Genomic DNA, 24010 nt, shown 5'->3' with positions numbered 1-24010 from the left:
GTTACCCCCGGCTCTTGAACTGCTGAACGGCGTTCAGGCTCGTGTTCAGGTTCGGCACCGCGACCGTCAGCGACGCGCCGTCGACCTGCTTGAGCAGATCCTCGACGGATTGCGTGTCCTTCGATGCCTGGTCGAAATACTTGCCGAGCGACGCCTGCGCGGCGTGCAGGTCGGCCTTCATCGCGCCGTCGTTGCGCGCGAGCAGGGACAGCCGCGCGGTGAGCAGGCGCAGCTTCACGTTCTCGCGCACGAAGTAGCCCTGGTCGGGCGATGCGAGCATCGCGTCGGCATTGTCGATCCTGCGCACCTGCACGAGGCCCTTCAACTGCTGGCCAAGCCCGGCCGAGAAGTCATGCCACCACACCTTCCAGCGCGGCGTATCCGCTGCGACCGGCGATGCGGCGTCGGCCGGCGCGGCCTTCGGCGCCGCGTGCGGGACGATCGCCTCGCCCGACAGCGGCAGCGCGTCGATCTTCGCGATCGCGTCGTCGAGCTTGATCGCGAGGCCCGTGAGGTCGGCCGACGGTGCGGCCTTCAGCTTCTCGATGTCCTGCGCGAGCGCCTTGCGCACCGTGACGGCCTGCGCGCTCTGCGACGTCGCGAGACGCGCATCGGCATTCTGCAGCGCGATCAGCGCAAGCTGCGTGTTGCCGGTCAGCTGCAGCTGCTGGCTCGCGCTCGACAGCATCTGGTCGACTTCCTCGAGCATCCAGGCATCGCGGTTGCGCGACAGGTCCTGGTATTGCTGCTGCAGCGCCTGTTGCGCGCTCTGCGCATCGGCGAGCTTGCCGTCGAGCTGCGCGAGCTGCGTGTCGACCTGGTGCGTGCTCGCGAGCGCCTGCTCGGTCTTCATGCGGGTCTCGGCCGTTTGCGTGTCGAGCGCCTTCTGGCGTGCGACGAACGAATCGTCGAGCCGGTCGACCTTGCGGTTCAGCGCGTAACCGCCGACGCCCGCCGCGCAGCCGAGCACGACGACGACGAACCACAGCGCCGCGCTGCCGCCGCGGCGTGCGGGCGGTTCGGCGCCCATATAGGCAGGACGGGACGGCGGTGCGGATGCAGCGGCCGGCTGGGAAGCGACGCTTTTGGAATCGTTGGTATCTGTCATGCGTTTAGTCACCGGTGCGGCTGTCGCCGGTTGGACGGCCTCGTCGGCCATCGTTCGAAACGCGCGGACGATGCGCTCATCGCCCGCGCCGGTCAGCGTAATCCTATCAAAACCCAATGCGCGCGCGGTCTGCTCGATGCGCGGGTGCGGTGTCACGAGCGGCGCATGCTTCAGCGCCTCGATCTCGGCGTCGTTCAGGTGCGCGCGCGCGAGTTCGTGCAGGTTGCGCACGCCTTCCGAGCTCGTGACGAGCCACGCGTGCGGCGCGCCGGCGAGCAGCGCATGCACGCGCTCCCATGCGACGATGCGCGGCTCGGGCACGACGCGCCGGTACGCGGCGACCAGCGTGACGTCCGCGCCGGCTTCGCGCAGCCGCTCGGCGAGCCATTCGCGCCCGCCGTCGCCGCGCACGATCAGCACGCGCTTGGCCGCGAGCGCCTGCGCGCCGCCGAACGCGGCCTCGATGCTCGCGAACAGGCTTTCCGAATCGTAATGCGGGGCGCCGCCGTCGGCGGGCGCCTGCGGCGCGATCACGCGATGCGCGGGCGCCGCGATCCCGTGGCGCTCGAGCGCCGCGACGCTGCCGGGGCCGACCACGCCGACCGGCAGCGCATTCGGCCAGATCGCGCCGTACTGCGCGAGCGCGCGGTCGATCGCGTTCGGCGACACGAAGATCACGAGCGCATAACGCCCAAGCGCCGCGAACGCGGCGTCGAGCGGCGCCGGATCGTCGAGCGGCGCGATGTCGATCAGCGGGAATTCGAGCACGTCGCAACCGGCCTCGGCCAGCTGGGCCGCAAGCGCGGCCGACTGGCCGTCCGGGCGCGTCAGGACGGCGGTGAACGCGCGCGCGCCGCTCGCCATCAGGCGTCGCCCTTGCCGGCCTGCGAGCCGGCGAGCAGTGCATTGACGATGTCGAGCGCGCCCTGCGCCTCGAGTTCGTCGGACACCGCGCGGCCGAGCGCGAGCGCGTCGGCAACGGTCATGACGGCGCCGCACTCCTCGGCGGTCAGCACGCGCTGGCCGTCGGTCGTCGACACGCGGCCCGTCAGGTACAGCTCGCCCGCTCGCCACACCGCGTGCGCGGCGAGCGGCACCTCGCAGCTGCCGCCGAGCGCGCGCGACACCATCCGCTCGGCCTCGACCGCGAGCGCGGTCCGCGGGTCGTGCAGCGGCGCGAGCCACGCGGCGACGTCCGTGCGGCGCGCGGCGATCTCGATGCCGAGCGCGCCCTGGCCGGCGGCCGGCGGGCTGTCCTCGACGTCGATCAGTGCACGGATGCGCGCGTCGAGACCGAGGCGCTTCAGGCCCGCTGCCGCGAGGATGATCGCCGCGTAGTCGCCGCGATCGAGCTTCGACAGGCGCGTGTCGAGATTGCCGCGCAGCGGCAGCACGTTCAGGTGCGGATAGCGCGCGCGCAGCATCGCCTCGCGGCGCAGGCTCGACGTGCCGACGACGGCGCCGGCGGGCAGCGCGTCGAGCGATGCGTAATCGTTCGACACGAACGCGTCGCGCGGATCCTCGCGCTCCATGATCGCGGCGAGCGCGAAGCCGTCGGGCAGCGCCATCGGCACGTCCTTCAGCGAATGCACGGCCAGGTCGGCGCGGCCGTCGGCGAGCGCATTCTCCAGCTCCTTCACGAACAGGCCCTTGCCGCCGACCTTCGACAGCGTACGATCGAGAATCTGATCGCCACGGGTCGTCATCCCGAGGATTTTCACGTCACAAGCTGGATATAATTTGCGCAGCGCATCACGCACGTGTTCGGCTTGCCACATCGCCAGGCGGCTTTCGCGCGAAGCAATCGTCAGCGTTGCAGGGGCTTGTGCCGATCGCGGCCCGGCCGAAAAGGTCTCGGAATTCATTGCTGGAACATCGAAGGACGGGATTGAAGATCGAACAATGGTAGCACGCACGCCCCAGCCCGCCCGGGCCCGGAGCCTGCGCCCGCCGCGCTTCGGCGCGGGCGGCGACATCGATGCGCGGATGTGCCGCACGTAGCTGGTTGCTTGACCGCAGTTCCCGTAGTTTCCGTAGTCCCCGCAGTCCCTTTTTGACTCGAGCTTTCCCAAGGAAACCCATCGTGAAGTCTTCCGGATCGGCGCGTACGGCGCGCCGCAATGCTGCCTTGCCCTCCCCCGACGCCCAGACGGGCACCGTCGCCACCGCCGCGAACGGCCGTGCGAAAACGGCAACGAAACCGAAAGACCCGATACGTCAGACGAAACGCGCGATCAAGACCGCCGGCCCGGCTGCCCGCGCGGCGAAGCCCGGCACGCGCACGCGCGAGGACAAGGACGGCCCGCTGTTCGAGGACATCCGCTTCCTCGGCCGCCTGCTCGGCGACGTCGTGCGCGAACAGGAAGGCGACACCGTGTTCGACGTCGTCGAAACGATTCGCCAGACCGCGGTGAAGTTTCGCCGCGAGGACGACAGCGAAGCCGCGCAGACGCTCGAGAAGAAGCTGCGCAAGCTGACCCCGGAGCAGACCGTGAGCGTCGTGCGCGCGTTCAGCTATTTCTCGCACCTCGCGAACATCGCGGAAGACCGCCACCACAACCGCCGCCGCCGCATCCACGCGCTGGCCGGCTCCGCACCGCAGCCCGGCACCGTCGCGTACGCGCTCGAACAGCTGAAGACGACCGGCAACGCGTCCAAGCGCCTGCTGCAGCGCTTCTTCGACGATGCGCTGATCGTGCCGGTGCTGACCGCGCACCCGACCGAAGTGCAGCGCAAGAGCATCCTCGACGCGCAGCACGACATCGCGCGCCTGCTCGCCGAACGCGACCAGCCGCTGACGGCGCGCGAACGCTCGTACAACGAATCGATGCTGCGCGCGCGCGTGACCGCGCTGTGGCAGACCCGCATGCTGCGCGACTCGCGCCTGACGGTCGGCGACGAGATCGAGAACGCGCTGTCGTACTACCGCGCGACGTTCCTCGACGAACTGCCGGCGCTGTACGGCGACATCGAGGCCGCGCTTGCCGAACACGGCCTGTCCGCGCGCGTGCCCGCATTCTTCCAGATGGGCAGCTGGATCGGCGGCGATCGCGACGGCAACCCGAACGTGACCGCCCCGACGCTCGACGAAGCGATCAACCGCCAGGCCGCGGTGATCTTCGAACACTATCTGGAACAGGTGCACAAGCTCGGCGCCGAGCTGTCGGTGTCGAACCTGCTGGTCGGTGCGAACGATGCGGTGAAGGCACTCGCCGCCGCATCGCCCGACCAGTCGCCGCACCGCGTCGACGAGCCGTATCGCCGCGCGCTGATCGGCATCTACACGCGGCTCGCCGCGAGCGCGCGCGTGCGTCTGGGCGAAGGCACGGTGCCGGTGCGCAGCGCCGGCCGCGGCGCGCCGCCCGTGCGGGCGATTCCATATGCGGATTCCGAAGCGTTCGTCGCCGACCTGAAGGTGCTGACCGCATCGCTCGAAGCGCACCACGGCGCGTCGCTCGCCGCGCCGCGCCTCACGCCGCTCGTGCGCGCGGCCGAGGTGTTCGGCTTCCACCTCGCGAGCATCGACCTGCGCCAGAGCTCCGACATCCACGAAGCCGTGGTCGCCGAGCTGTTCGCGCGTGCGGGCGTCGAGGCCGACTACGCGGCACTCGCCGAGGAAGACAAGCTGCGCGTGCTGCTCGCCGCACTCGCCGATCCGCGCCCGCTGCGCTCGCCGTACATCGAATACTCGGCGCTCGCGCAAAGCGAGCTGGGTGTGTTCGAGAAGGCGCGCGAAGTGCGTGCGCAGTTCGGCGCGCGTGCGGTGCGCAACTACATCATTTCGCACACCGAGACGGTCAGCGACCTCGTCGAAGTGCTGCTGCTGCAGAAGGAAACCGGGCTGCTCGAAGGCGCGCTCGGCGCCGCCCATGACGGCGCGCGCAACGGCCTGATGGTGATCCCGCTGTTCGAGACGATCCCCGACCTGCGCGACGCCGCGCGCATCATGCGCGAATACTTCGCGCTGCCGGGCGTCGACGCGCTGATCGCGCACCAGGGCGCCGAGCAGGAAGTGATGCTCGGCTACTCGGACAGCAACAAGGACGGCGGCTTCCTGACGTCGAACTGGGAGCTGTATCGCGCCGAACTCGCGCTCGTCGACCTGTTCCGCGACCGCAAGATCACGCTGCGGCTGTTCCACGGCCGCGGCGGCACGGTCGGCCGCGGCGGCGGCCCGACCTACCAGGCGATCCTGTCGCAGCCGCCCGGCACCGTGAACGGCCAGATCCGCCTGACCGAACAGGGCGAGGTGATCGCGAGCAAGTTCGCGAACCCCGAGATCGGCCGGCGCAACCTCGAGACGGTGGTCGCCGCGACGCTCGAGGCATCGCTGCTGCCGCAGTCGAACGCGCCCGCGCAACTGCCCGCGTTCGAAGCCGCGATGCAGACGCTGTCGGACGCCGCGATGGCGTCGTATCGCGCGCTCGTCTATGAAACGCCCGGCTTCACCGACTACTTCTTCTCGTCGACGCCGATCACCGAGATCGCCGAGCTGAACATCGGCAGCCGCCCGGCCTCGCGCAAGCTGCAGGATCCGAAGCAGCGCAAGATCGAGGACCTGCGCGCGATTCCGTGGGGCTTCTCGTGGGGTCAGTGCCGGCTGCTGCTGACGGGCTGGTACGGCTTCGGCAGCGCGGTGAGCGCGTATCTCGACGGCGCGCAGGACGCGGCCGAACGCACGAAGCGCGTGACGCTGCTCAAGAAGATGAACAAGACCTGGCCGTTCTTCGCGAACCTGCTGTCGAACATGGACATGGTGCTCGCGAAGACCGATCTCGCGGTCGCGTCGCGCTACGCGCAGCTGGTCGCCGACCGCAAGCTGCGCAAGCACGTGTTCGAGCGGATCGTCGCGGAATGGGAGCGCACGGCGCAGGCGCTCGCGGAAATCACCGGGCACGAAGGCCGCCTCGCGACCAACCCGCTGCTCGCGCGCTCGATCAAGAACCGCTTCCCGTATCTCGATCCGCTGAACCACCTGCAGGTCGAGCTGATCAAGCGTCACCGCGCGGGGGACACGAACGCGCGGCTGCGCCGCGGGATTCACCTGACCATCAACGGGATCGCGGCCGGCCTGCGCAACACGGGCTGATCCGCGCGCGGCGCGAGCCTGCCCCGCTCCGCGCCGGCATCGCGAAACGAAAGCCGCGATACGCAATTCACGCGTATCGCGGCTTTTTTCATCGAGAGGCGCGAAGGCACCGGCCGACGCGCCGCGTGCTCACTGCGCGTCGATCAGCAACGCATCGTGCTCGAACGATCCATCCGGCTGCACCGCGTAGTAGCCGCGCACCTCGTCGGGCGCATGCGCCCACAGCGCGCGGATGCCCGCGACGCTGTCGGCCGGCGTGCGGATCCGCTCGACCCACGTATCGAAATCGATCGGCAGGCGCCAGCGGCTCTGCACGTGCGCGTCGAAACCGGCACCGCGAAACATCGCGAGCCATTCGTCGGCGCGGTAATCGCGCACGTGCGACGCGTCGCGCAGCACTTCCGCGGCTTGCAGATACGTGTCGAGCAGCGGATGGTCGTTGCCCGCGATGTCGATCATCAGCACGCGGCCGCCCGGCTTCAGCACGCGCCGCACCTCGGCAAGCGCCGCGCGCACGTCGTGCCAGTGGTGCGCACTCATCCGGCTGACCACCCAGTCGAAGGTGCCCGCGTCGAACGGCAGCCGCTCGGCCGGGCCCTGCTGCGTGCGGATGTTCGCGTGCCCGCGCTCGCGCGCGGCGGCGTCGACGGTCGCGAGCATCGGCGCGGCGAGATCGTAGGCGACCACGTCGCGCACGTGCGGCGCGACCGCGAAGCTCGCGTGGCCCGCGCCGCAGCCGAGATCGAGCACCGCGCCATCGGGCGTCGCGCGAACGGCGTCGGCCAGTGCCTGCAGATCGGCGCCCGTCGCGTGGACCGTGCTCGTCAGGTAGGCGGCGGCCGTCGTGCCGAATGCGTCGGCGACCTGGTCGTGGTGTTTCATCGTTGGCTCCTTCCTTGGGTGGGGCGCGCGCTGCCTGCCAGCGCGTGAATCGCTACAATAGGGCCGCGCTTGTACCAGTACAAGTTAAGCAGTTATTCTGGTATTTGTTACACCTACCTGATCGCTGACCCGGTCCTCGCCGCGCATCCCGCGCCCCTTTTTGTCGTTTCAGCCGTTTTCCGCATGAACCAGCCGTCCTCCGCCCCCACCCCGCCGCTCGACGCCACACCCGCCCGCGCGCTCGGCGAATTCATCCGCGCGCACCGCGAACGGCTGTCGCCGCAGGCCGTCGGCCTGCCGCCCGGCCCGCGCCGCCGCACACCGGGGCTGCGCCGCGAGGAAGTCGCGCAGCTGTGCGGCGTCAGCCCGACCTGGTACACGTGGATCGAGCAGGGCCGCCCGGTGTCGGCGTCGGCCGACGCGCTCGCGCGGATCGCCGTCGCACTGCAGTTGTCGAAGGCCGAGCGCGCGTACCTGTTCGAGCTGGCCGCGCAGCGCGATCCGGCCGAGCCCGACGTCGCGGCCGGCGACCTGCCGCCGACGCTCGCGGCGACCGTCGCCGCGATCGCGACGCCGGCTTACGTGCTCGACCGGCAATGGAACGCGCTCGCCTGGAATGCGCCGGCCGCCGCGCTGCTCACGGGCTGGCTCGACGGCGAGCACGACCGCAACCTGCTGCGCTTCACGTTCATGGCGCCGGCCGCGCGCACGCTGATCGTCGACTGGGAAACCCGCGCGCGCCGGCTCGCGGCCGAATTCCGCGCCGACTCGATCCGCCACCTCGCCGACGCGCCGACCCGCGCGCTGATCGACGCGCTGATGGCCGGCAGCGATGCATTCGCGCAGTACTGGGCGTCGCAGGACGTGTTCGAGCGCGAAGGCGGCCTGCGGGAATTCGACCATCCGGCCGACGGCCGCGTCGTGTACCAGCAGATCACGCTGAAGCCCGCACATCGCGAGGACCTGAAGCTGGTCGTGCTCGTGCGCGACTGACGCCGGTTCCCGCCGACAAGGAAACCGGCGCCACGGCCGGCCCGCGCCGGCGAGGGCCGGCGGCCAGCCGCGCGAATGTTAGAATTCAAGGATTCCCTCGGCGGCGCACGCCGCCCAACTCCCCTTCGAAGAATCGCCATGACGTCCCAACTGCACAAAAAGGGCGAGGCCTGGTCGGCCCGCTTCTCGGAACCGATGTCGGAGCTGGTCAAGCGCTACACGTCGTCGGTGTTTTTCGACAAGCGCCTCGCGCTCGTCGACATCGCCGGCTCGCTCGCGCACGCGAGCATGCTCGCGGCGCAGAAGATCATCAGCGCCGACGACCTCGCCGCGATCGAACGCGGGATGACGCAGATCAAGGGCGAGATCGAGCGCGGCGAATTCGAATGGCAGCTGGATCTCGAGGACGTCCACCTGAACATCGAGGCGCGCCTGACCGCGCTGATCGGCGATGCCGGCAAGCGCCTGCACACGGGCCGCTCGCGCAACGACCAGGTCGCGACCGACATCCGTCTGTGGCTGCGCGGCGAGATCGACCGCATCGGCGGCCTGCTGAACGACCTGCGCGGCGCGCTGATCGACCTCGCGGAGCAGAACGCGGACACGATCATGCCGGGCTTCACGCACCTGCAGGTCGCGCAGCCGGTCACGTTCGGCCACCACCTGCTCGCGTATGTCGAGATGTTCACGCGCGACGCCGAGCGCATGCGCGACTGCCGCACCCGTGTGAACCGCCTGCCGCTCGGCGCGGCCGCGCTCGCCGGCACCAGCTACCCGATCGACCGTCACGCGGTGGCGAAGACGCTCGGCTTCGACGGCATCTGCGCGAACTCGCTCGACGCGGTGTCGGATCGCGACTTCGCGATCGAATTCACGGCGGCATCCGCGCTCGTGATGACGCACGTGTCGCGTTTCTCCGAGGAACTCGTGCTGTGGATGAGCCCGCGCGTCGGCTTCATCGACATCGCCGACCGCTTCTGCACCGGCAGCTCGATCATGCCGCAGAAGAAGAACCCGGACGTGCCCGAGCTCGCGCGCGGCAAGACGGGCCGCGTAAACGGCCACCTGATGGCGCTCCTCACGCTGATGAAGGGCCAGCCGCTCGCGTACAACAAGGACAACCAGGAAGACAAGGAACCGCTGTTCGACACGGTCGACACCGTCGCCGACACGCTGCGGATCTTCGCCGAGATGGTCGCGGGCATCACCGTGAAGCCGGACGCGATGCGCGCGGCCGCGCTGCAGGGCTTCTCGACCGCCACCGACCTCGCCGACTACCTCGTGAAGCGCGGGCTGCCGTTCCGCGATGCGCACGAAGCCGTCGCGCACGCGGTGCGGATCTGCGACGACCGCGGGATCGACCTCGCCGACCTGACGCTCGACGAAATGAAGCAGGAACTGCCGAACGTCGCGCACCTGATCGGCGACGACGTGTTCGGCTACCTGACGCTCGAAGGTTCGGTCGCAAGCCGCAACCACCCGGGCGGCACCGCGCCCGATCAAGTGCGTGCGGCCGTCAAGGCCGCCCGCGCCGCGCTCGGCAAGTAAGCCTGTCGTCACGGACGGACGCCTTCGGCGTCCGTTTTTCATTCGGGCGGCCGCTGTGCCGCCCATCGCCTTCCCCGCTTTCCGGATACCGCCGATGACCTTCTCCGCCGCGCTCTTCGACATGGACGGCCTGCTCGTCGATTCCGAGCGGACCATCATGAACACGTGGATCGACGTGTCGAACGCACACGGCGTCGTGCTGACCGAGATCGACTACCTGCAGATCGTCGGCCGCTCGTTCGCCGAAGGCCAGGTCATTCTCGCGCGGCTGATCGGCGACGCCGACACGTTCGACGCCGTGCGCATCCGCGTGCGCGAGCAGCTCGCGGCGCCCGAACCCCATCCGAAATTTCCGCTGAAGTCCGGTGCGCTTGCGCTGCTCGAGGCGCTCGCGCAGGCCGGCATCCCGTGCGCGGTCGCGTCGTCGTCCGCCCGCGACGTGATCCGTGCGCGGCTCGACGCGGTCGGCGTGCTGCCGTTCTTCCGCGCGATCGCGGGCGGCGACGAAGTCGCGCGCGGCAAACCCGACCCGGCCGTCTACCGGCTCGCGGCCGAACGCCTCGGCGTGCCGGCGCACGCGTGCGTCGCGTTCGAGGACAGTGACTTCGGCGCGCAGTCGGCCGCCGGCGCCGGCGCATCGGTCGTCACCGTGCCCGACCTGAAGGCGCCGACGCCCGAGATCGTCGCGCTGAGCCTGCACGTGCTCGGGTCGCTCGACGATGCCGTCGCGCTCGTGCCGTCGTGGTTCGGCCGTCTGGACACGCAGCAACCCGCGTAGCCGCCGCACGCGGCACGCGACACGCCAAAAGCAAACGGGCACCGTCGGTGCCCGTTTCGCGTTGCCGCGCCGGAACGCCGGCGTCGCGGCGATCCTTACTTGTTGCCGGCCGTCTCCGACAGCCGCTTCATCGTCGCGATGCGCGCACCGATCAGATCGACGCGTCCGTCCTCGCCGACGAGCGGCGCCGTCGCATCGCGGAACGCCACCCACGCGCGTTGCGCGCGCACGAGCGTCGCGGCCGAATGCGCGGGCATCTTGCGACGCAGCTTCTGGTAATAGCGGTTCAAGTCGAACAGCGCGTGCTCGCACGCGGCATCCTGCTCGCACGGCCGCACACGGCGGATCGCCGGATCGCGCGACGCGTTCGCCGGCTTGCCGGCGGCCGTCACGGCAGCGCCCGGCGCCACGCCCGCACCGCCCTGCGCATCGCTCGCGGCTGCCACCGGCACGGCGGCAGGCGGCGGCGCATAACGGTCGGCCGCCGCGCGCAGCGCGAGCGCGCGATCGCGCACCGGCTGCAGCTGCATGTCGGCGCTCGCCATCGTATACGCGGTGCCGCGCGTCGTGTCGTACACGGCCTTCAGCAACTGCACTTCATCCTTGCGCCACGTGACCCAGTGGCGCTGGCTGTCCTGCCAGCCGCGCTTCGCGTCGGCCGGCGCATCGTCCGACAGGCGCTGATACGCGCCGTCCATCACGGCCTGCCACTGCTGCTGCGCCTCCCCCATGCACTGGATCTGGCCGGCCGTCGACGACCGGTCGCGCCGCGCGAGACACTGCCGCATCGCGACGTCGATCGGGTCGGCCGCGGCCACTTCCGCATGCGCGGCATTCAGCCCCGCCGGCCCGGCCGACCACGCCGCCCAGGCGACGAGCGCGGCCAGCGCCGCGCGCATCGTCCGGATTCGTCCGTGGGTCGCCATCAGTCGCGCACGCAGTCGACGAAGTACTCGACGCGGCCGTTCACCTCTTCCGCGACGAGGCCGTGGATGTCGGTGTGGAAGCCCGGGAAGCGCTCGTTGAAGTCGCGCGCGAACCGTAGGTAGTTCACGATCGTCTTGTTGAAGCGCTCGCCCGGGATCAGCAGCGGAATGCCCGGCGGGTACGGCGTCAGCAGGATGCTCGTCACGCGGCCTTCGAGCTCGTCGAGCGGCACGCGGTCGATCTTGCGGTGCGCGAGCTTCGCGAACGCGTCCGACGGCTTCATCGCCGGCTCCATGTCCGACAGGTACATCTCCGTCGTCAGGCGCGCGATGTCGTTCGCACGGTACACGTCGTGGATCTGCGTGCACAGGTCGCGCAGGCCGACGCGCTCGTAGCGTGGATGCTGCGCGACGAACTCCGGCAGCACGCGCCACAGCGGCTGGTTGTTGTCGTAGTCGTCCTTGAACTGCTGCAGCTCGGTCACCATCGAGTTCCAGCGGCCCTTCGTGATGCCGATCGTGAACATGATGAAGAACGAGTACAGGCCGGTCTTCTCGACGATGATCCCGTGCTCGGCCAGGTACTTCGTGACGATCGCGGCCGGAATGCCCGTCTCGCCGAACTCGCCGTCGACGTCGAGCCCCGGCGTGATGATCGTCGCCTTGATCGGGTCGAGCATGTTGAAGCCTTCCGCCAGCGGGCCGAAGCCGTGCCAGTGGTCGTTCGGCTTCAGCATCCAGTCCTCGCGCGAACCGATGCCTTCTTCCGACAAGTCGTCCGGGCCCCACACGCTGAAGAACCAGTCGTCGCCGTACTCGGCGTCGACCTTGCGCATCGCGCGGCGGAAGTCGATCGCCTCGGCGATCGACTCCTCGACGAGCGCGGTGCCGCCCGGCGGCTCCATCATCGCGGCCGCGACGTCGCACGACGCGATGATCGCGTACTGCGGGCTCGTCGACGTGTGCATCAGGTACGCCTCGTTGAAGCGGTGCTTGTCGAACGTGCGGTTCTCGGAATCCTGCACGACGATCTGCGAGGCCTGCGAAATGCCCGCGAGCAGCTTGTGCGTCGAGTGCGTCGCGAACACGAGCGCGCCCGTGCGCGGGCGGCCGTCGCCGATCGCGTGCATGTCGCGGTAGAAGTCGTGGAACGTCGCGTGCGGCAGCCATGCTTCGTCGAAGTGCAGCGTGTCGAGCAGGTCGCCGAGCAGGTCCTTGATCATCTCGACGTTGTAGACGACGCCGTCGTACGTGCTCTGCGTGATCGTCAGGATGCGCGGCTTCATCTCCGGGTTCTGGCGCATCGCCTCGCGCGCGAACGGATTCGCCTCGATCTTCTTGCGGATGTTCTCCGGCTTGAATTCGTCGCGCGGGATCGGCCCGATGATGCCGAAGTGGTTGCGCGTCGGCGTGAGGAACACCGGGATCGCGCCCGTCATCGTGATCGCGTGCAGGATCGACTTGTGGCAGTTGCGGTCGACCAGCACGATGTCGCCCGGTGCGACCGTCGCGTGCCAGACGATCTTGTTCGACGTCGACGTGCCGTTGGTCACGAAGAACAGGTGGTCCGCGCTGAAGATGCGCGCGGCATTGCGCTCGGACGCCGCGACCGGGCCCGTGTGGTCGAGCAGCTGGCCGAGTTCGTCGACCGCGTTGCAGACGTCCGCGCGCAGCATGTTCTCGCCGAAGAACTGGTGGAACATCTGGCCGAGCGGGTTCTTCAGGAACGCGACGCCGCCCGAGTGGCCCGGGCAGTGCCACGAGTACGAGCCTTCGTCCGCGTACTTCACCAGCTCCTTGAAGAACGGCGGCGCGAGCGAGTCGAGATAGACCTTCGCCTCGCGGATGATGTGGCGCGCGACGAACTCCGGCGTGTCCTCGAACATGTGGATGAAGCCGTGCAGTTCGCGCAGGATGTCGTTCGGCAGATGGCGCGACGTGCGCGTCTCGCCGTACAGGAAGATCGGGATGTCCGCGTTGCGGCGGCGCACTTCGGTGACGAACGCGCGCAGCTCGATGATCGCGGTCGCCAGCTCGGGCAGCTCGCCGTCCGGGCCCGTCTCGCCGAGCATGAGTTCGTCGTCGTCGATCGACAGGATGAAGCACGACGCGCGGCTCGATTGCTGCGCGAACGACGTCAGATCGCCGTAGCTCGTGAGGCCGAGGACTTCGACGCCCTCCTTCTCGATCGCTTCGGCCAACGCCCGGATGCCGGAGCCCGAGATGTTCTCGGAGCGGAAATCTTCGTCGATGATGACGACGGGGAAACGAAACTTCATGGGCGATTCTCCAAAAAGAACGACCGCGGCGCGTCACGCGCAGCGGTCACCCGGAAACCGGTGAGACGTTATGCAACCAGATCAGGTTTTCGGCAGCGTGACACCGCGCTGACCCTGATACTTGCCGCCGCGATCGGCGTACGACACATCGCACACTTCGTCGCTTTCGAAGAACAGCACCTGCGCGACACCTTCGTTCGCGTAGATCTTCGCGGGCAGCGGCGTGGTATTCGAGAATTCCAGCGTGACGTAGCCTTCCCACTCGGGTTCGAACGGCGTCACGTTGACGATGATCCCGCAGCGCGCGTACGTCGACTTGCCGAGGCAGACCGTCAGCACGGTGCGCGGGATGCGGAAATATTCGACGGTGCGTGCCAGCGCGAACGAGTTCGGCGGGATGATGCACACGTCGCCCTTGAAATCGACAAACGAACCCTCGTCGAAGTTCTTCGGATCGACGATCGTCGAGTTGATGTTCGTGAAGATCTTGAATTCGTCCGCGCAGCGGATGTCGTAGCCGTAGCTCGACGTGCCGTAGCTGACGATCCGGCGGCCGTCCTCGGACGCGCGAACCTGATCGGGCACGAACGGCTCGATCATCTTGTGCTCTTCGGCCATGCGCCGAATCCACTTGTCGGACTTGATGCTCATGCCAGCCTCCGCCGGGCCGTCCCAAGGGCGTAGCAGGGAATTCGCAGAGCATCGCTCTGCGCCTGCGCAGCCGGCCGGCTTTGCAAAGCCGGCCGTGGGCGGCTGGCCGTCCCGTCGGGGGACAGCGAACGAAGTGAGCGTTGGGGTCGTTTCATATCGGGGCGCCTGGAAACGCTGCGTGACAGTCGGTGAGGGCCGCTCGCGCGAGGCGGCAACCCGGAAAGGCGCACATTTTACGCGATCATCGGCCTACGCACGCGGCGGCCGTCAACGGATCACGCCGCAGGCGAGCGCGGGCCCCGCGCCATGCTGCGGAAACGCGGGATCACTCGGGTCGCGATGCACCAGCGCCGAACGGTTCAGCGCGGAGCGCACGCCGTCGAGGGCCAGATCGGGCGCGACGATGAATCCGGCCGCGACGCCGTTCGCATCCGCATGGATGTTGCCGAGATCGCCGGCGACGCGCGCGCCCGCGCGCAGCCGGTCGGCGGCCGGCGCGAACACCTGGCCGGCGCTCGAGCCGTCACCCGCGTTGCAGTCGCCGCGCTCGTGCACCTGCAGCGCGTGATCGCTGTTCGGCGGCAAGCCGACCAGGTTGTACGTGACCTGGACGCCGTCGGGACGTTCGACGAACGTCACCGCGCCGCGTGCCTGCGAGCCGACGGTCGGCTGCAGTTGCGCGTCGGCGCGCTTTTCGTGCGACGAGGAAAAGGAGGTACAGCCGGCCAGCAGGCCCAGCGCGGCGGCGGCCAGCAGCGCGCGCCGCGCGCGGCCGGCGCGCACGCCGTGATGTCGTTGGTTCATTCGATCCTCATGCCGGCTGGCGGCCGTTTGACACGGCGGCCATGCCGGGCGGGTAAAGGGACCCGGGAAAAGTCGCCATGATACCGCGCCTCGCGACGCCGTAAACAGCGTGAGGCCCCGCCCCGCAAGGGTTTTACGTATTTTGAACAACGATCGACGGGAACTTCGACGTCATGTCGCGCGCGCGCTCGGCGATCGCCAGCGCGACCCCGCGCGCGATGTCGCGGTAACGCCGCGCCAGTGCGCCCTCCGGATCGGCCGCGACCGTCGGCGTGCCGCCGTCGGCGCGCTCGCGGATCGCGATGTCGAGCGGCAGGCTGCCGAGCACGTTCACGCCGTAGTCCTGCGCCATCCGCTCGGCACCGCCCGCGCCGAAGATGTGCTCCTCGTGGCCGCAGTTCGAGCAGATGTGAATGCTCATGTTCTCGACGATGCCGAGGATCGGAATCCCGACCTTCTCGAACATCTTCAGGCCCTTCTTCGCGTCGAGCAGCGCGATGTCCTGCGGCGTCGTCACGATCACGGCGCCGGTCACCGGCACGCGCTGCGCGAGCGTGAGCTGGATGTCGCCCGTGCCCGGCGGCATGTCGACGATCAGGTAGTCGAGCTCGCGCCAGTTGGTCTGCCGCAGCAACTGCTCGAGCGCCGACGTCGCCATCGGACCGCGCCACACCATCGGGTTGTCTTCCTCGATCAGGAAGCCGATCGAGTTCGCCTGCAGCCCGTGGCCGACCAGCGGGTTCATCGACTGGTTGTCCGGCGACTCGGGGCGCTGGCCGTGAATGCCGAGCATGGTCGGCAGCGACGGGCCGTAGATGTCGGCGTCGAGAATGCCGACCGACGCGCCTTCCGCGGCGAGCGCGAGCGCGAGGTTGACGGCCGTCGTGCTCTTGCCGACGCCGCCCTTGCCCGACGCGACCGCGACAATGTTCTTCACGTTCGGCAGCAGCTTCACGCCGCGCTGCACCGTGTGCGCGACGATCTCCTGCGACACGGTGACACGTGCATCGCGCACGCCCGGCACGGCCTTCAGCGCATCGGCGATGCGCGCGCGCACGTCGTCGTGCTGGCTGCGCGCGGGATAGCCGAGCACCACGTCGACCACCACGGCGTCGCCGTCGATCGCGACGTTGCGCACGCCCTTGTTCGCCGCGTACGGACGGCCGGTGTTGGGGTCGACGACAGCCGCCAGCGCGGCGTCGACTTGTGCCCGGTCAATGCTCATCGAAACTCCGTGAAAACGTTTTTCTCTCGCGCAAACGTCAAAAAATATCAAATTACGCAGCGAAAATCGGGAAAAGTGAAAGAATCTGTTGCACGCCATTGCGCGAACGCGCGCGGCGGCGCAATCTTCGCGTGCGGCATGCTATGGGGCCAAATGGGCCACCATCCGCCTATATTGTAGAGGCTGACGCGTCACCCTGTCCGGAACAGCCACGCTGGCGAACGGGGCATGCGGCCGCCTCGGCGGCTGCCGCGAGCACGGGCCTGCCCTCCTTTTTCGGGCGCCCGTGCAGGGAGCCGTAACTGTTGTTTGTCGTCGTTGTCGACTCGTTCAACCAAGAGAGGAATCCAAGATGAACATGAAAATCGCGACCCGCTTGTCCGTCTTCGCATTGGCCGGCGCCTTGCTGGCAGGCTGCGCCACGCAGCAAGGCAGCAACACGGCCGTCGGCACCGGCGCGGGTGCGGCGCTGGGCGCGGGTATCGGCGCACTGGCCGGTGGCGGCAAGGGCGCGGCGATCGGCGCGGGCGTCGGCGCCCTGGTGGGCGGCGTGACGGGCTACAACTGGCAAGCGATCAAGAACAAGCTCGCGCCGTCGGCAGCGAAGACGGGTACGCAAGTGACCGAGCAGCCGGACGGCTCGCTGAAGCTGAACGTGCCGAGCTCGGTCACGTTCGCGACGAACCAGTACACGATCACGCCGGCCTTCACGCCGCTGCTGAACGACCTGGCGACGACGCTGAACCAGAACCCGCAAGTGACGGCCTCGGTCGTCGGCTACACGGACAGCACCGGCTCGGCGCAGCTGAACCAGACGCTGTCGCAGAACCGTGCGCAGAGCGTCGTGAACGCGCTCGCGCAGCGCGGCGTCGCCGGCGGCCGCCTGTCGGCACAGGGCATGGGCCCGTCGAACCCGATCGCGGACAACGCGACCGAAGCCGGCCGCGCACAGAACCGCCGCGTCGAGATCTACCTGCGCGCGGCGCAACAGTAAGCATCGCATCGACAGGGAACGGGGGCGCGCGCCGGGCGCACGGCCCCGCCGCACAAGGCTTGCGGCGGGACCGGTAACAAATCGAAAAATTTTTCGAACTTCTGCCGCGGGCCGTGGTCTCTCTTTACGGTACGCGGCTGGCGCTGCCGGCGCGTCACCATTCTCCTCTTGTCGTTGTTGCTCCGGGGCCGTATCCGCCCCGGTTTTTTTTGCCCGCGAAAATTGTGCTGCATTGCAGCATGACGTCGCCTGGCATGCCGCCCCGACGGCCCCGCCCGTTCCGGCGCCCGATCCATGGCGCCCGCCCCGACTGGCCGGCCCGCGCCCCTGCTAGAATCGCAGTTTCCGTCGTTTCCGCCGTTCTTCTACAGACCCTATGTCCGCATCCGACCTCACTTCCGTGCAGGCCGCGGCGCCGCAAGGCAGCCGCCAGATCCTCGTTACGTCCGCACTGCCCTATGCCAACGGCCAGATCCACATCGGCCACCTGGTCGAGTACATCCAGACCGACATCTGGGTGCGGACGCTGCGAATGCACGGCCACGAGGTCTACTACATCGGCGCCGACGACACGCACGGCACGCCGGTCATGCTGCGCGCGGAGAAGGAAGGCCTCACGCCGAAGCAGCTGATCGACCGCGTGTGGACCGAGCACAAGCGCGACTTCGACAGCTTCGGCGTGTCGTTCGACAATTTCTACTCGACCGACTCGGACGAGAACCGCGTGCTGAGCGAGAACATCTACCTCGCGCTGAAGGAAAACGACCTGATCGCCGAGCGCGAGATCGAGCAGGCGTACGACCCGGTCAAGGAAATGTTCCTGCCGGACCGCTTCATCAAGGGCGAGTGCCCGAAGTGCCACGCGAAGGACCAGTACGGCGACAACTGCGAAGTGTGCGGCTCGACCTACCTGCCGACCGAATTGCTGAACCCGTATTCGGTGGTGTCGGGCGCGACGCCGGTGCGCAAGACGTCCAAGCACTACTTCTTCCGCCTGTCCGACCCGCGCTGCGAGTCGTTCCTGCGCAAATGGGTCAGCGGCCTCGCACAGCCCGAAGCCACCAACAAGATGCGCGAATGGCTCGGCGACGCCGGTGAAGCCAGGCTCGCCGACTGGGACATCTCGCGCGACGCGCCGTACTTCGGCTTCGAGATCCCGGGCGCGCCCGGCAAGTACTTCTACGTGTGGCTCGACGCGCCGGTCGGCTACTACGCAAGCTTCAAGAACCTGTGCGACCGCAAGGGCATCGACTTCGACGCGTGGATCCGCGCGGGCTCGACCGCCGAGCAGTACCACTTCATCGGCAAGGACATCCTGTACTTCCACACGCTGTTCTGGCCGGCGATGCTCGAGTTCTCGGGCCATCGCACGCCGACCAACGTGTTCGCGCACGGCTTCCTGACGGTCGACGGCGCGAAGATGTCGAAGTCGCGCGGCACGTTCATCACCGCGCAAAGCTACATCGACACGGGCCTGAACCCCGAATGGCTGCGTTACTACTTCGCCGCGAAGCTGAACGCGACGATGGAAGACATCGACCTGAACCTCGACGACTTCCAGGCGCGCGTGAACAGCGACCTCGTCGGCAAGTACGTGAACATCGCGAGCCGCGCGGCCGGCTTCCTGATCAAGCGTTTCGACGGCCGCGTGCAGGACAGCGCGATGAACCATCCGCTCGTCACGAAGCTGCGCGATGCGATCCCCGCGATCGCCGCGCACTACGAAGCGCGCGAATACAGCCGCGCGCTGCGCCAGACGATGGAACTCGCTGACGAAGTGAACGCGTACGTCGACGGCGCGAAGCCGTGGGAACTCGCGAAGGATCCTGCCAACGCGGTCGCGCTGCACGAAACCTGCAGCGTGAGCCTCGAGGCGTTCCGCCTGCTGTCGCTCGCGCTGAAGCCGGTGATGCCGCGCGTAGCCGAAGCCGTCGAGGCCTTCTTCGGGATCGCGCCGCTCGCGTGGGCCGATGCCGCGAAGCCGCTGTCGTCGGCGCAGCCGATCAAGGCGTACCAGCACCTGATGACGCGTGTCGATCCGAAGCAGGTCGACGCGCTGCTCGCCGCGAACCGCGATTCGCTGCAGGCCGACGCCGCCGGCGCCGCAGCCGCCGGGGCGACCGCGGCCAATGCCGCAAAGGACGCGAAGAACGCCAAGGCGAACGCAAAGGTCGCTGCCGCGAACGGCGCCGACGACGGCCCGATCTCGATCGACGATTTCGCGAAGATCGACCTGCGCATCGCGAAGATCGTCGCGTGCCAGGCCGTCGAAGGTTCGGACAAGCTGCTGCAGCTCACGCTCGACATCGGCGAGGAAAAGACCCGCAACGTGTTCTCGGGCATCAAGTCGGCCTATCAGCCCGAGCAGCTGGTCGGCAAGCTGACGGTGATGGTCGCGAACCTCGCGCCGCGCAAGATGAAGTTCGGGCTGTCCGAAGGGATGGTGCTCGCCGCGTCGGCTGCCGACGAGAAGGCCGAGCCGGGCCTCTACATCCTCGAGCCGCACAGCGGCGCGAAGCCCGGCATGCGCGTGAAGTAAGCGGCACACACCGCCGCCCGCGCAGGAAGGCCCCGCACGATGCGTGCGGGGCTTTTTTACGTTCGTGCCATGGGACGCGCGACCGGACAGGCGGGCCGCGGCAACGATCCCGATGCGCGCGCGGTACGCGCCGCCATCACCGCTGCCCGAACCACCGATCGAAGCGCCGCGTGTAGTTCAGGTCGACGCCCTGGAACGTGCCGCCATACGCGGACACCGACCAGAAGCGCGTCAGGTTGATCGTCGCCTTGAACGCGTTGCTCGCCGATTGCAGCCCTTGCTCGTAGCCGAGCACGAAACGCTCGTTGATCGCCTTCGAGATCTGCACGACCTGCGGATCGGTCAGGCCGACGTCGCTGCGGCCGATCGAAAATTCGTCGAGACCGATGCTCTGCGCGACGCGCTTGCCGGTCGCGCTGCCGAGCAGCGCGAGCGCGGCGGTCATCGCGTTCTGCTGGCCGACGTTGTTGCCCTGGTCGGTGCCGTGCCCGAACAGCAGCCACGACAGCTTCTCGTTGTCGGTGACGTTCGGCTCGGACACGAGCTTGACCGTCGGCGACTGGATCGTGCCGACGACCTGCACGCCGGCCTCGACCTCCTGGTTGCGCCGCATCGCGAGGATATTGATGCCCGGATTCGACACCGGGCCGTTGAACGTGAAGAAGCCGTTCTCGACCGCGAGCTTGCGGCCGAACGACGTATACGTCGATCCCTCCGTCACGCGCACGTTGCCGACCGCGCGCAGCGGCACGCCCGGCGCGCTCATCACGGTGATCGTGCCGCGCAGGCCGAGATCCGCGCCGTGGCCCTTGAAGCGGAAGTTGTTGCCGAGGCCGATGTCGATGTTCGCGCGCGGCGCGAGCGACGGCGCCGGCTTGTCGGTCGCCTTCTGCGGCTTCGCGACGGTCGTGCCGGTCGGCGTCTCGCCGCGCACCGTCCCGTCCGGCCGCACCACGACGACATCGTCGGACAAGTGCGGCGCCGCGTCCTCCGGCAGGTCGAACAGCGCGCGGTCGACGACGAACTTGCCGTCGATCGACAGCGCGCCGCGCGGCCCGTCGTTCGCGACGGTCGCCTTGCCCGACAGCGACAGCTTGCGGTCCGGCGCCGCGAACAGCTCGAGCTTGTCCGCGACGATGCTCGCGGTCAGGTCCGGCGCCTCGCCGTCGAGGCGCACGCGGCCAAGCGCGCGCAGCGTGCCGTCGCCGCCGTGGAACTCGACCTGCTGGAATTCGACGAGGTTCTCCGCGAGCTTCACGCGCACGATGCCGTCCTTCAGCTGCACGCCCTGGTCGACGAGCGTCGCGGACAGCTCGTCGCCCGTCAGCATCCCCGACACGTTCGGCTTCACCGGCGTGCCCGCGACCGTCAGCTTCAGCGCCGCGCGCCCGCCGAGCAGGTAGCTCGGACCGAACAGGTTGCCGGTCGCCTTCAGCGACGGGATGTCCGCGTCGATACGGCCCGACAGCGGGCCGTCGTCCACGATGCCGAACACGCCGTCGCGCAGTGCAAACGGCACGGTGACGTTCGCGTCGAGCGTGCCGATCCGGTTCGCCTTCGCGAGCGCCACCACGTTGAGCCGGTTGCCCGGCGCGAAGCTCGCGCGCGCGGACAGGTCGGTCAGCCCGAGCGACGCGATGCCGCGCCCGGACTCGATCGTCACGTCGCCGCCGCGCCGTTTCACCTGCACGTAGCCGGTCGCGTTCGCGCCAAGCGAGAAGTCCCAGTCGGCATCGAGCACGACGTCGGTGCGAATCGGCGGCCGCTGGCCGGTCAGCTCCTGGCGGATCTCGAGGAAACGCGCGACCGATGCGTCGCGCACGGAGCCCGCCGAGCGCATCTGGCCGTGATCGAACACGAACGACTTCAGGTCGATCGCCGCGCCTTCGAGCGTGAGCCGCGTCGCGCCGAGCGTCACGCGGCCGGCACCGGCCGACACCGTGAGCGGCGAGCGCAGCGCCACCGCCGGCGTGCCGCGGTTCGCGAGACGCGTGATCGTGCCGTCCCAGCGCATCCCGTCGCGGTTTTCGACCACGCCGCCGTTCGCCGCGAGCGTCAGGTCGACCACGCGGCCGCCGGCCGTCCCGATCGCCGACGCGTCGAGCGTGTGCTTCGCGCGCGTGCCGTCGAGATTCGCGCGCAGCGATTTCAACTGCAGCGAGCCGAGCGCGACGTCGGTCGCATCGACCGTGAACACGAGCGCGCCATGCGCGCCGTCGCGAATGTCGGCGCGGCCCTGCGCGGCGCCGATCCGGTTCGAGCCGACCACGACGTGCTGCGCCTTGTAGGTGGCCGTCACGTTCGGATGCGCGAAGCTGCCGGTCAGGTCGCCCTGCGCCTGCACGAGGCCCTGCATGCCGAAACCGAGCCGATCGAGCTCCGGCGCGTCGATCACGAAGCGCAGCCGGTCGCCAGGCGCGCCGAAACTGCCGCGCAGGTCGACGTGGTTGCCCGCGATCGACAGGGTCGCGTTGCTCGGCAGGATCCGCGAGCCGGCGAGCTGCACGACGCCGGCGCCGGTCAGCGGCACGCCGTCGTACAGGCTGTCGCCGAGCTTGAAGGTCGCCTTCGTCGACACCTGCGGCGCGAACGCGCCGGAGGCCGTCAGCGTGCCCGACACGCGCGTCTCGCCGCGCCTGGCCGGCGCCTTGGCCGCTGCCTTCGCCGCCTTGGCAGCCGGCTTGCCGCTGCCCGCGCTCGGCGCGTTCAGCGCGGCGAGCAGCAACGGATCGAACGCGGTCAGCGTCGCCTTCGCGTCGTAGCTCGAATGCGCGTCGTGACGGAACACGCCGGTCAGGTCGATGCGGCCCTTGCCCGCCGTCACGCGCGCATCGGTCAGCACCGTCTGCTGCGCCGTCAGCGCGACCTTCGCGCGGGCGCCGAGCGCGAGCTTCGGATCGTTCAGGTTGAAGTCGACGGTCGTCACGTCGCCGGCGAGCGTCACGCCGAGGGGGCCGCCGAGGCGCATCGGCCGCAGCTCGGCGACGAATGCATTGAGGTCGAGATTCGCGACCTTCAGGTCGAAGCGGCCCTTGCCGCCCGTCAGCGTGCCGCTGCCGGTCACGCTGCCGTCGCGGATCAGTTTCAGCGCGAGGCCGTCGATCCGCTGCGCGTGCGCGTCGAGATTGACGGTCGCATGCGCGTCGACGACCGGCAGCAGGTGCTCGCCGAGCGTGCCGGGCTTCGCGTTGACGATCGACACCGGGCCCGTCACCGCGAATCCCTGCGCCGGTGCGGCGCCGGCCGGCGCGCTCACGGGGGCCAGCTCCGCGCGCACCGCGAGATCGGCGGCCGGCGCGCCCGGCGAAATCGCCTGCGGGTTCACGTGATCGAACGCGAGCGACGCGCGCGTGAGCGGCACCGCGCCGAACGGCGCGGCCTCGACGTGCGCGCGCCCGTTCAGCTTCATCCCGCTCGCGGCGACGTCGGCGACGAGCGCTTCGAGCGAACCCGATACGTTCGCGCTCGCGTTGACCGGTTCGTCGGCGAGCTTGCCCACGTAGGTCGCATTGCCCGTCAGCGCGAACGGCTTCACGCCGTCGAGCTTCGCGCGCGCGGTCAGCGCGCCGTACGGCGTGTCGACGCCGTCGAGCGCGAGTTCATGGTGACGTCCGTCGCTGCGGCCGTTCAGCGCGAGATGGTCGAGCTGCGTCGTCGAGCCGCCTTCGTGGATCGCCAGGTGATCGACGCGCAGGTCGTCGATCCGCAACTGCAGCGGCAGGCTCAGGTCCTGCGGCGTCGTGGCCGGCGTCGACGGCCCCGGCGCGATCCGCACGTCGATCGTGCCCGCGCGCAGGTACGCGACCGACAGCCGCCACGGAGCACGGGTCAGCGCCCAGCGGCCGTCGAGCCGGTCGATCCGCACCTCGGTGCCGGCGCCGCCGGGGCTCGTCCACGCGAAGCCGCGCAGCCGCACGCCGGTCGCGAGCGCGCCGCCCTCCAGCGTGCCCGTCAGCCGGCCGCCCAGCACGCGCACGGCCGCCTGCCACGCGAGCCGCGTGCCGCGCTCGGTCGTCGCGGCGGCCAGCACGAGCCCGGCCGCCAGCACGACGAGCAGCACGACCGTCGCGAGCGTCCACGCGACGACCCGGCCCGCCCGAGCGCGGCGCGGCGCGCGCGGCGGCGCGTCGGGCGCGCGCTCGGGCGAGTCCGGATCGTGAGGCGGCGGCGTGTCGTTCGGGTCCTTCGTCATGC

Annotated in this window: 15 protein-coding genes; 6 read left to right on the top strand and 9 right to left on the bottom strand. The window is 69.2% G+C overall.

What is annotated here, in order from left to right:
* Nucleotide 1: 1 nt before the first annotated feature.
* Together hemDX and hemC are read right to left on the bottom strand one after the other, a co-directional pair.
* Nucleotides 2–1972: a fused uroporphyrinogen-III synthase HemD/membrane protein HemX gene (gene hemDX / locus DIE21_RS26325; RefSeq protein ID WP_124500441.1), complete on the bottom strand. Its 1971-nt coding sequence runs from the start codon at nt 1970–1972 to the stop codon at nt 2–4.
* Nucleotides 1972–2973 (bottom strand): hydroxymethylbilane synthase, encoded by a 1002-nt coding sequence (hemC, locus tag DIE21_RS26320; RefSeq protein ID WP_124500440.1) that lies wholly within the window; start codon nt 2971–2973, stop codon nt 1972–1974. The genes hemDX and hemC overlap by 1 nt, the downstream gene beginning before the upstream one ends.
* Before the next feature lie 218 nt (nt 2974–3191).
* On the opposite strand from hemC, the gene ppc reads away from it, so the two are divergent.
* Entirely contained in the window at nt 3192–6197 is a 3006-nt protein-coding gene (gene ppc, locus DIE21_RS26315; protein ID WP_124500439.1) for a phosphoenolpyruvate carboxylase, read from the top strand.
* 129 nt (nt 6198–6326) lie between these two features.
* Here the strand turns inward: ppc and DIE21_RS26310 are convergent, their stop codons facing one another.
* Nucleotides 6327–7079 (bottom strand): class I SAM-dependent methyltransferase, encoded by a 753-nt coding sequence (locus tag DIE21_RS26310; protein ID WP_124500438.1) that lies wholly within the window; start codon nt 7077–7079, stop codon nt 6327–6329.
* 183 nt (nt 7080–7262) lie between these two features.
* Between DIE21_RS26310 and DIE21_RS26305 the strand changes: the two genes are divergently transcribed.
* From DIE21_RS26305 to DIE21_RS26295, 3 genes are all read left to right on the top strand, one after another.
* A complete protein-coding gene (locus tag DIE21_RS26305) occupies nt 7263–8072 on the top strand; it encodes a helix-turn-helix transcriptional regulator (protein ID WP_124500437.1) in 810 nt (269 codons plus the stop codon).
* Nucleotides 8073–8210: 138 nt separating this feature from the next.
* The gene (gene argH, locus DIE21_RS26300; protein ID WP_059701917.1) at nt 8211–9620 is read left to right on the top strand and encodes an argininosuccinate lyase; all 1410 of its coding nucleotides are present in this window, start codon (nt 8211–8213) and stop codon (nt 9618–9620) included.
* Nucleotides 9621–9714: 94 nt separating this feature from the next.
* On the top strand, nt 9715–10398 hold the full coding sequence (locus DIE21_RS26295) for an HAD family phosphatase (protein WP_124500436.1): 684 nt from the start codon (nt 9715–9717) through the stop codon (nt 10396–10398).
* Between the two features lie 95 nt (nt 10399–10493).
* On the opposite strand, the gene DIE21_RS26290 is transcribed toward DIE21_RS26295, so the two are convergent.
* The 5 genes from DIE21_RS26290 to apbC form a co-directional block, all read right to left on the bottom strand.
* A complete protein-coding gene (locus DIE21_RS26290; RefSeq protein ID WP_124500435.1) occupies nt 10494–11324 on the bottom strand; it encodes a lysozyme inhibitor LprI family protein in 831 nt (276 codons plus the stop codon).
* Nucleotides 11324–13603 (bottom strand): arginine/lysine/ornithine decarboxylase, encoded by a 2280-nt coding sequence (locus tag DIE21_RS26285; RefSeq protein WP_124500434.1) that lies wholly within the window; start codon nt 13601–13603, stop codon nt 11324–11326. The genes DIE21_RS26290 and DIE21_RS26285 overlap by 1 nt, the downstream gene beginning before the upstream one ends.
* A gap of 81 nt (nt 13604–13684) precedes the next feature.
* Nucleotides 13685–14254: a dCTP deaminase gene (dcd, locus tag DIE21_RS26280; RefSeq protein WP_006398615.1), complete on the bottom strand. Its 570-nt coding sequence runs from the start codon at nt 14252–14254 to the stop codon at nt 13685–13687.
* 267 nt (nt 14255–14521) lie between these two features.
* Nucleotides 14522–15058 carry a superoxide dismutase [Cu-Zn] gene (gene sodC, locus DIE21_RS26275; protein ID WP_124500433.1) on the bottom strand — a complete coding sequence of 179 codons (537 nt, stop codon included), beginning with the start codon at nt 15056–15058 and terminating at the stop codon, nt 14522–14524.
* A 133-nt stretch (nt 15059–15191) separates the two neighbouring features.
* Nucleotides 15192–16283, bottom strand: coding sequence for an iron-sulfur cluster carrier protein ApbC (apbC, locus tag DIE21_RS26270; RefSeq protein ID WP_124500432.1), 1092 nt, complete (start codon nt 16281–16283; stop codon nt 15192–15194).
* A 352-nt stretch (nt 16284–16635) separates the two neighbouring features.
* Here apbC and DIE21_RS26265 point away from each other — a divergent pair, with 352 nt between their 5' ends.
* Both DIE21_RS26265 and metG read left to right on the top strand, forming a co-directional pair.
* Nucleotides 16636–17277 (top strand): OmpA family protein, encoded by a 642-nt coding sequence (locus tag DIE21_RS26265; protein WP_124500431.1) that lies wholly within the window; start codon nt 16636–16638, stop codon nt 17275–17277.
* Between the two features lie 376 nt (nt 17278–17653).
* Nucleotides 17654–19816, top strand: a complete 2163-nt coding sequence (gene metG, locus DIE21_RS26255) for a methionine--tRNA ligase (RefSeq protein WP_124500430.1) — start codon at nt 17654–17656, stop codon at nt 19814–19816.
* Nucleotides 19817–19952: 136 nt separating this feature from the next.
* Here metG and DIE21_RS26250 read toward each other — a convergent pair whose 3' ends face one another.
* Entirely contained in the window at nt 19953–24008 is a 4056-nt protein-coding gene (locus tag DIE21_RS26250; protein ID WP_124500429.1) for a translocation/assembly module TamB domain-containing protein, read from the bottom strand.
* Nucleotides 24009–24010 lie beyond the last annotated feature (2 nt).

The sequence above is a fragment of the Burkholderia sp. Bp9140 genome (assembly GCF_003853425.1).
In the GTDB taxonomy this organism is placed as follows: domain Bacteria; phylum Pseudomonadota; class Gammaproteobacteria; order Burkholderiales; family Burkholderiaceae; genus Burkholderia.
Note: the sequence above shows the minus strand (reverse complement) of the source record. Positions and strands in the feature narration are given on the sequence as shown.

Bases quoted from the DNA above. Each gene is read 5' to 3' on its own strand.
- hemDX (WP_124500441.1), bottom strand. From the start codon at position 1,972: ATGGCGAGCGGCGCGCGCGCGTTCACCGCCGTCCTGACGCGCCCGGAC.
- hemC (WP_124500440.1), bottom strand. From the start codon at position 2,973: ATGAATTCCGAGACCTTTTCGGCCGGGCCGCGATCGGCACAAGCCCCT.
- DIE21_RS26310 (WP_124500438.1), bottom strand. From the start codon at position 7,079: ATGAAACACCACGACCAGGTCGCCGACGCATTCGGCACGACGGCCGCC.
- DIE21_RS26305 (WP_124500437.1), top strand. From the start codon at position 7,263: ATGAACCAGCCGTCCTCCGCCCCCACCCCGCCGCTCGACGCCACACCC.
- argH (WP_059701917.1), top strand. From the start codon at position 8,211: ATGACGTCCCAACTGCACAAAAAGGGCGAGGCCTGGTCGGCCCGCTTC.
- DIE21_RS26295 (WP_124500436.1), top strand. From the start codon at position 9,715: ATGACCTTCTCCGCCGCGCTCTTCGACATGGACGGCCTGCTCGTCGAT.
- DIE21_RS26290 (WP_124500435.1), bottom strand. From the start codon at position 11,324: ATGGCGACCCACGGACGAATCCGGACGATGCGCGCGGCGCTGGCCGCG.
- DIE21_RS26285 (WP_124500434.1), bottom strand. From the start codon at position 13,603: ATGAAGTTTCGTTTCCCCGTCGTCATCATCGACGAAGATTTCCGCTCC.
- dcd (WP_006398615.1), bottom strand. From the start codon at position 14,254: ATGAGCATCAAGTCCGACAAGTGGATTCGGCGCATGGCCGAAGAGCAC.
- sodC (WP_124500433.1), bottom strand. From the start codon at position 15,058: ATGAACCAACGACATCACGGCGTGCGCGCCGGCCGCGCGCGGCGCGCG.
- apbC (WP_124500432.1), bottom strand. From the start codon at position 16,283: ATGAGCATTGACCGGGCACAAGTCGACGCCGCGCTGGCGGCTGTCGTC.
- DIE21_RS26265 (WP_124500431.1), top strand. From the start codon at position 16,636: ATGAACATGAAAATCGCGACCCGCTTGTCCGTCTTCGCATTGGCCGGC.
- metG (WP_124500430.1), top strand. From the start codon at position 17,654: ATGTCCGCATCCGACCTCACTTCCGTGCAGGCCGCGGCGCCGCAAGGC.
- DIE21_RS26250 (WP_124500429.1), bottom strand. From the start codon at position 24,008: ATGACGAAGGACCCGAACGACACGCCGCCGCCTCACGATCCGGACTCG.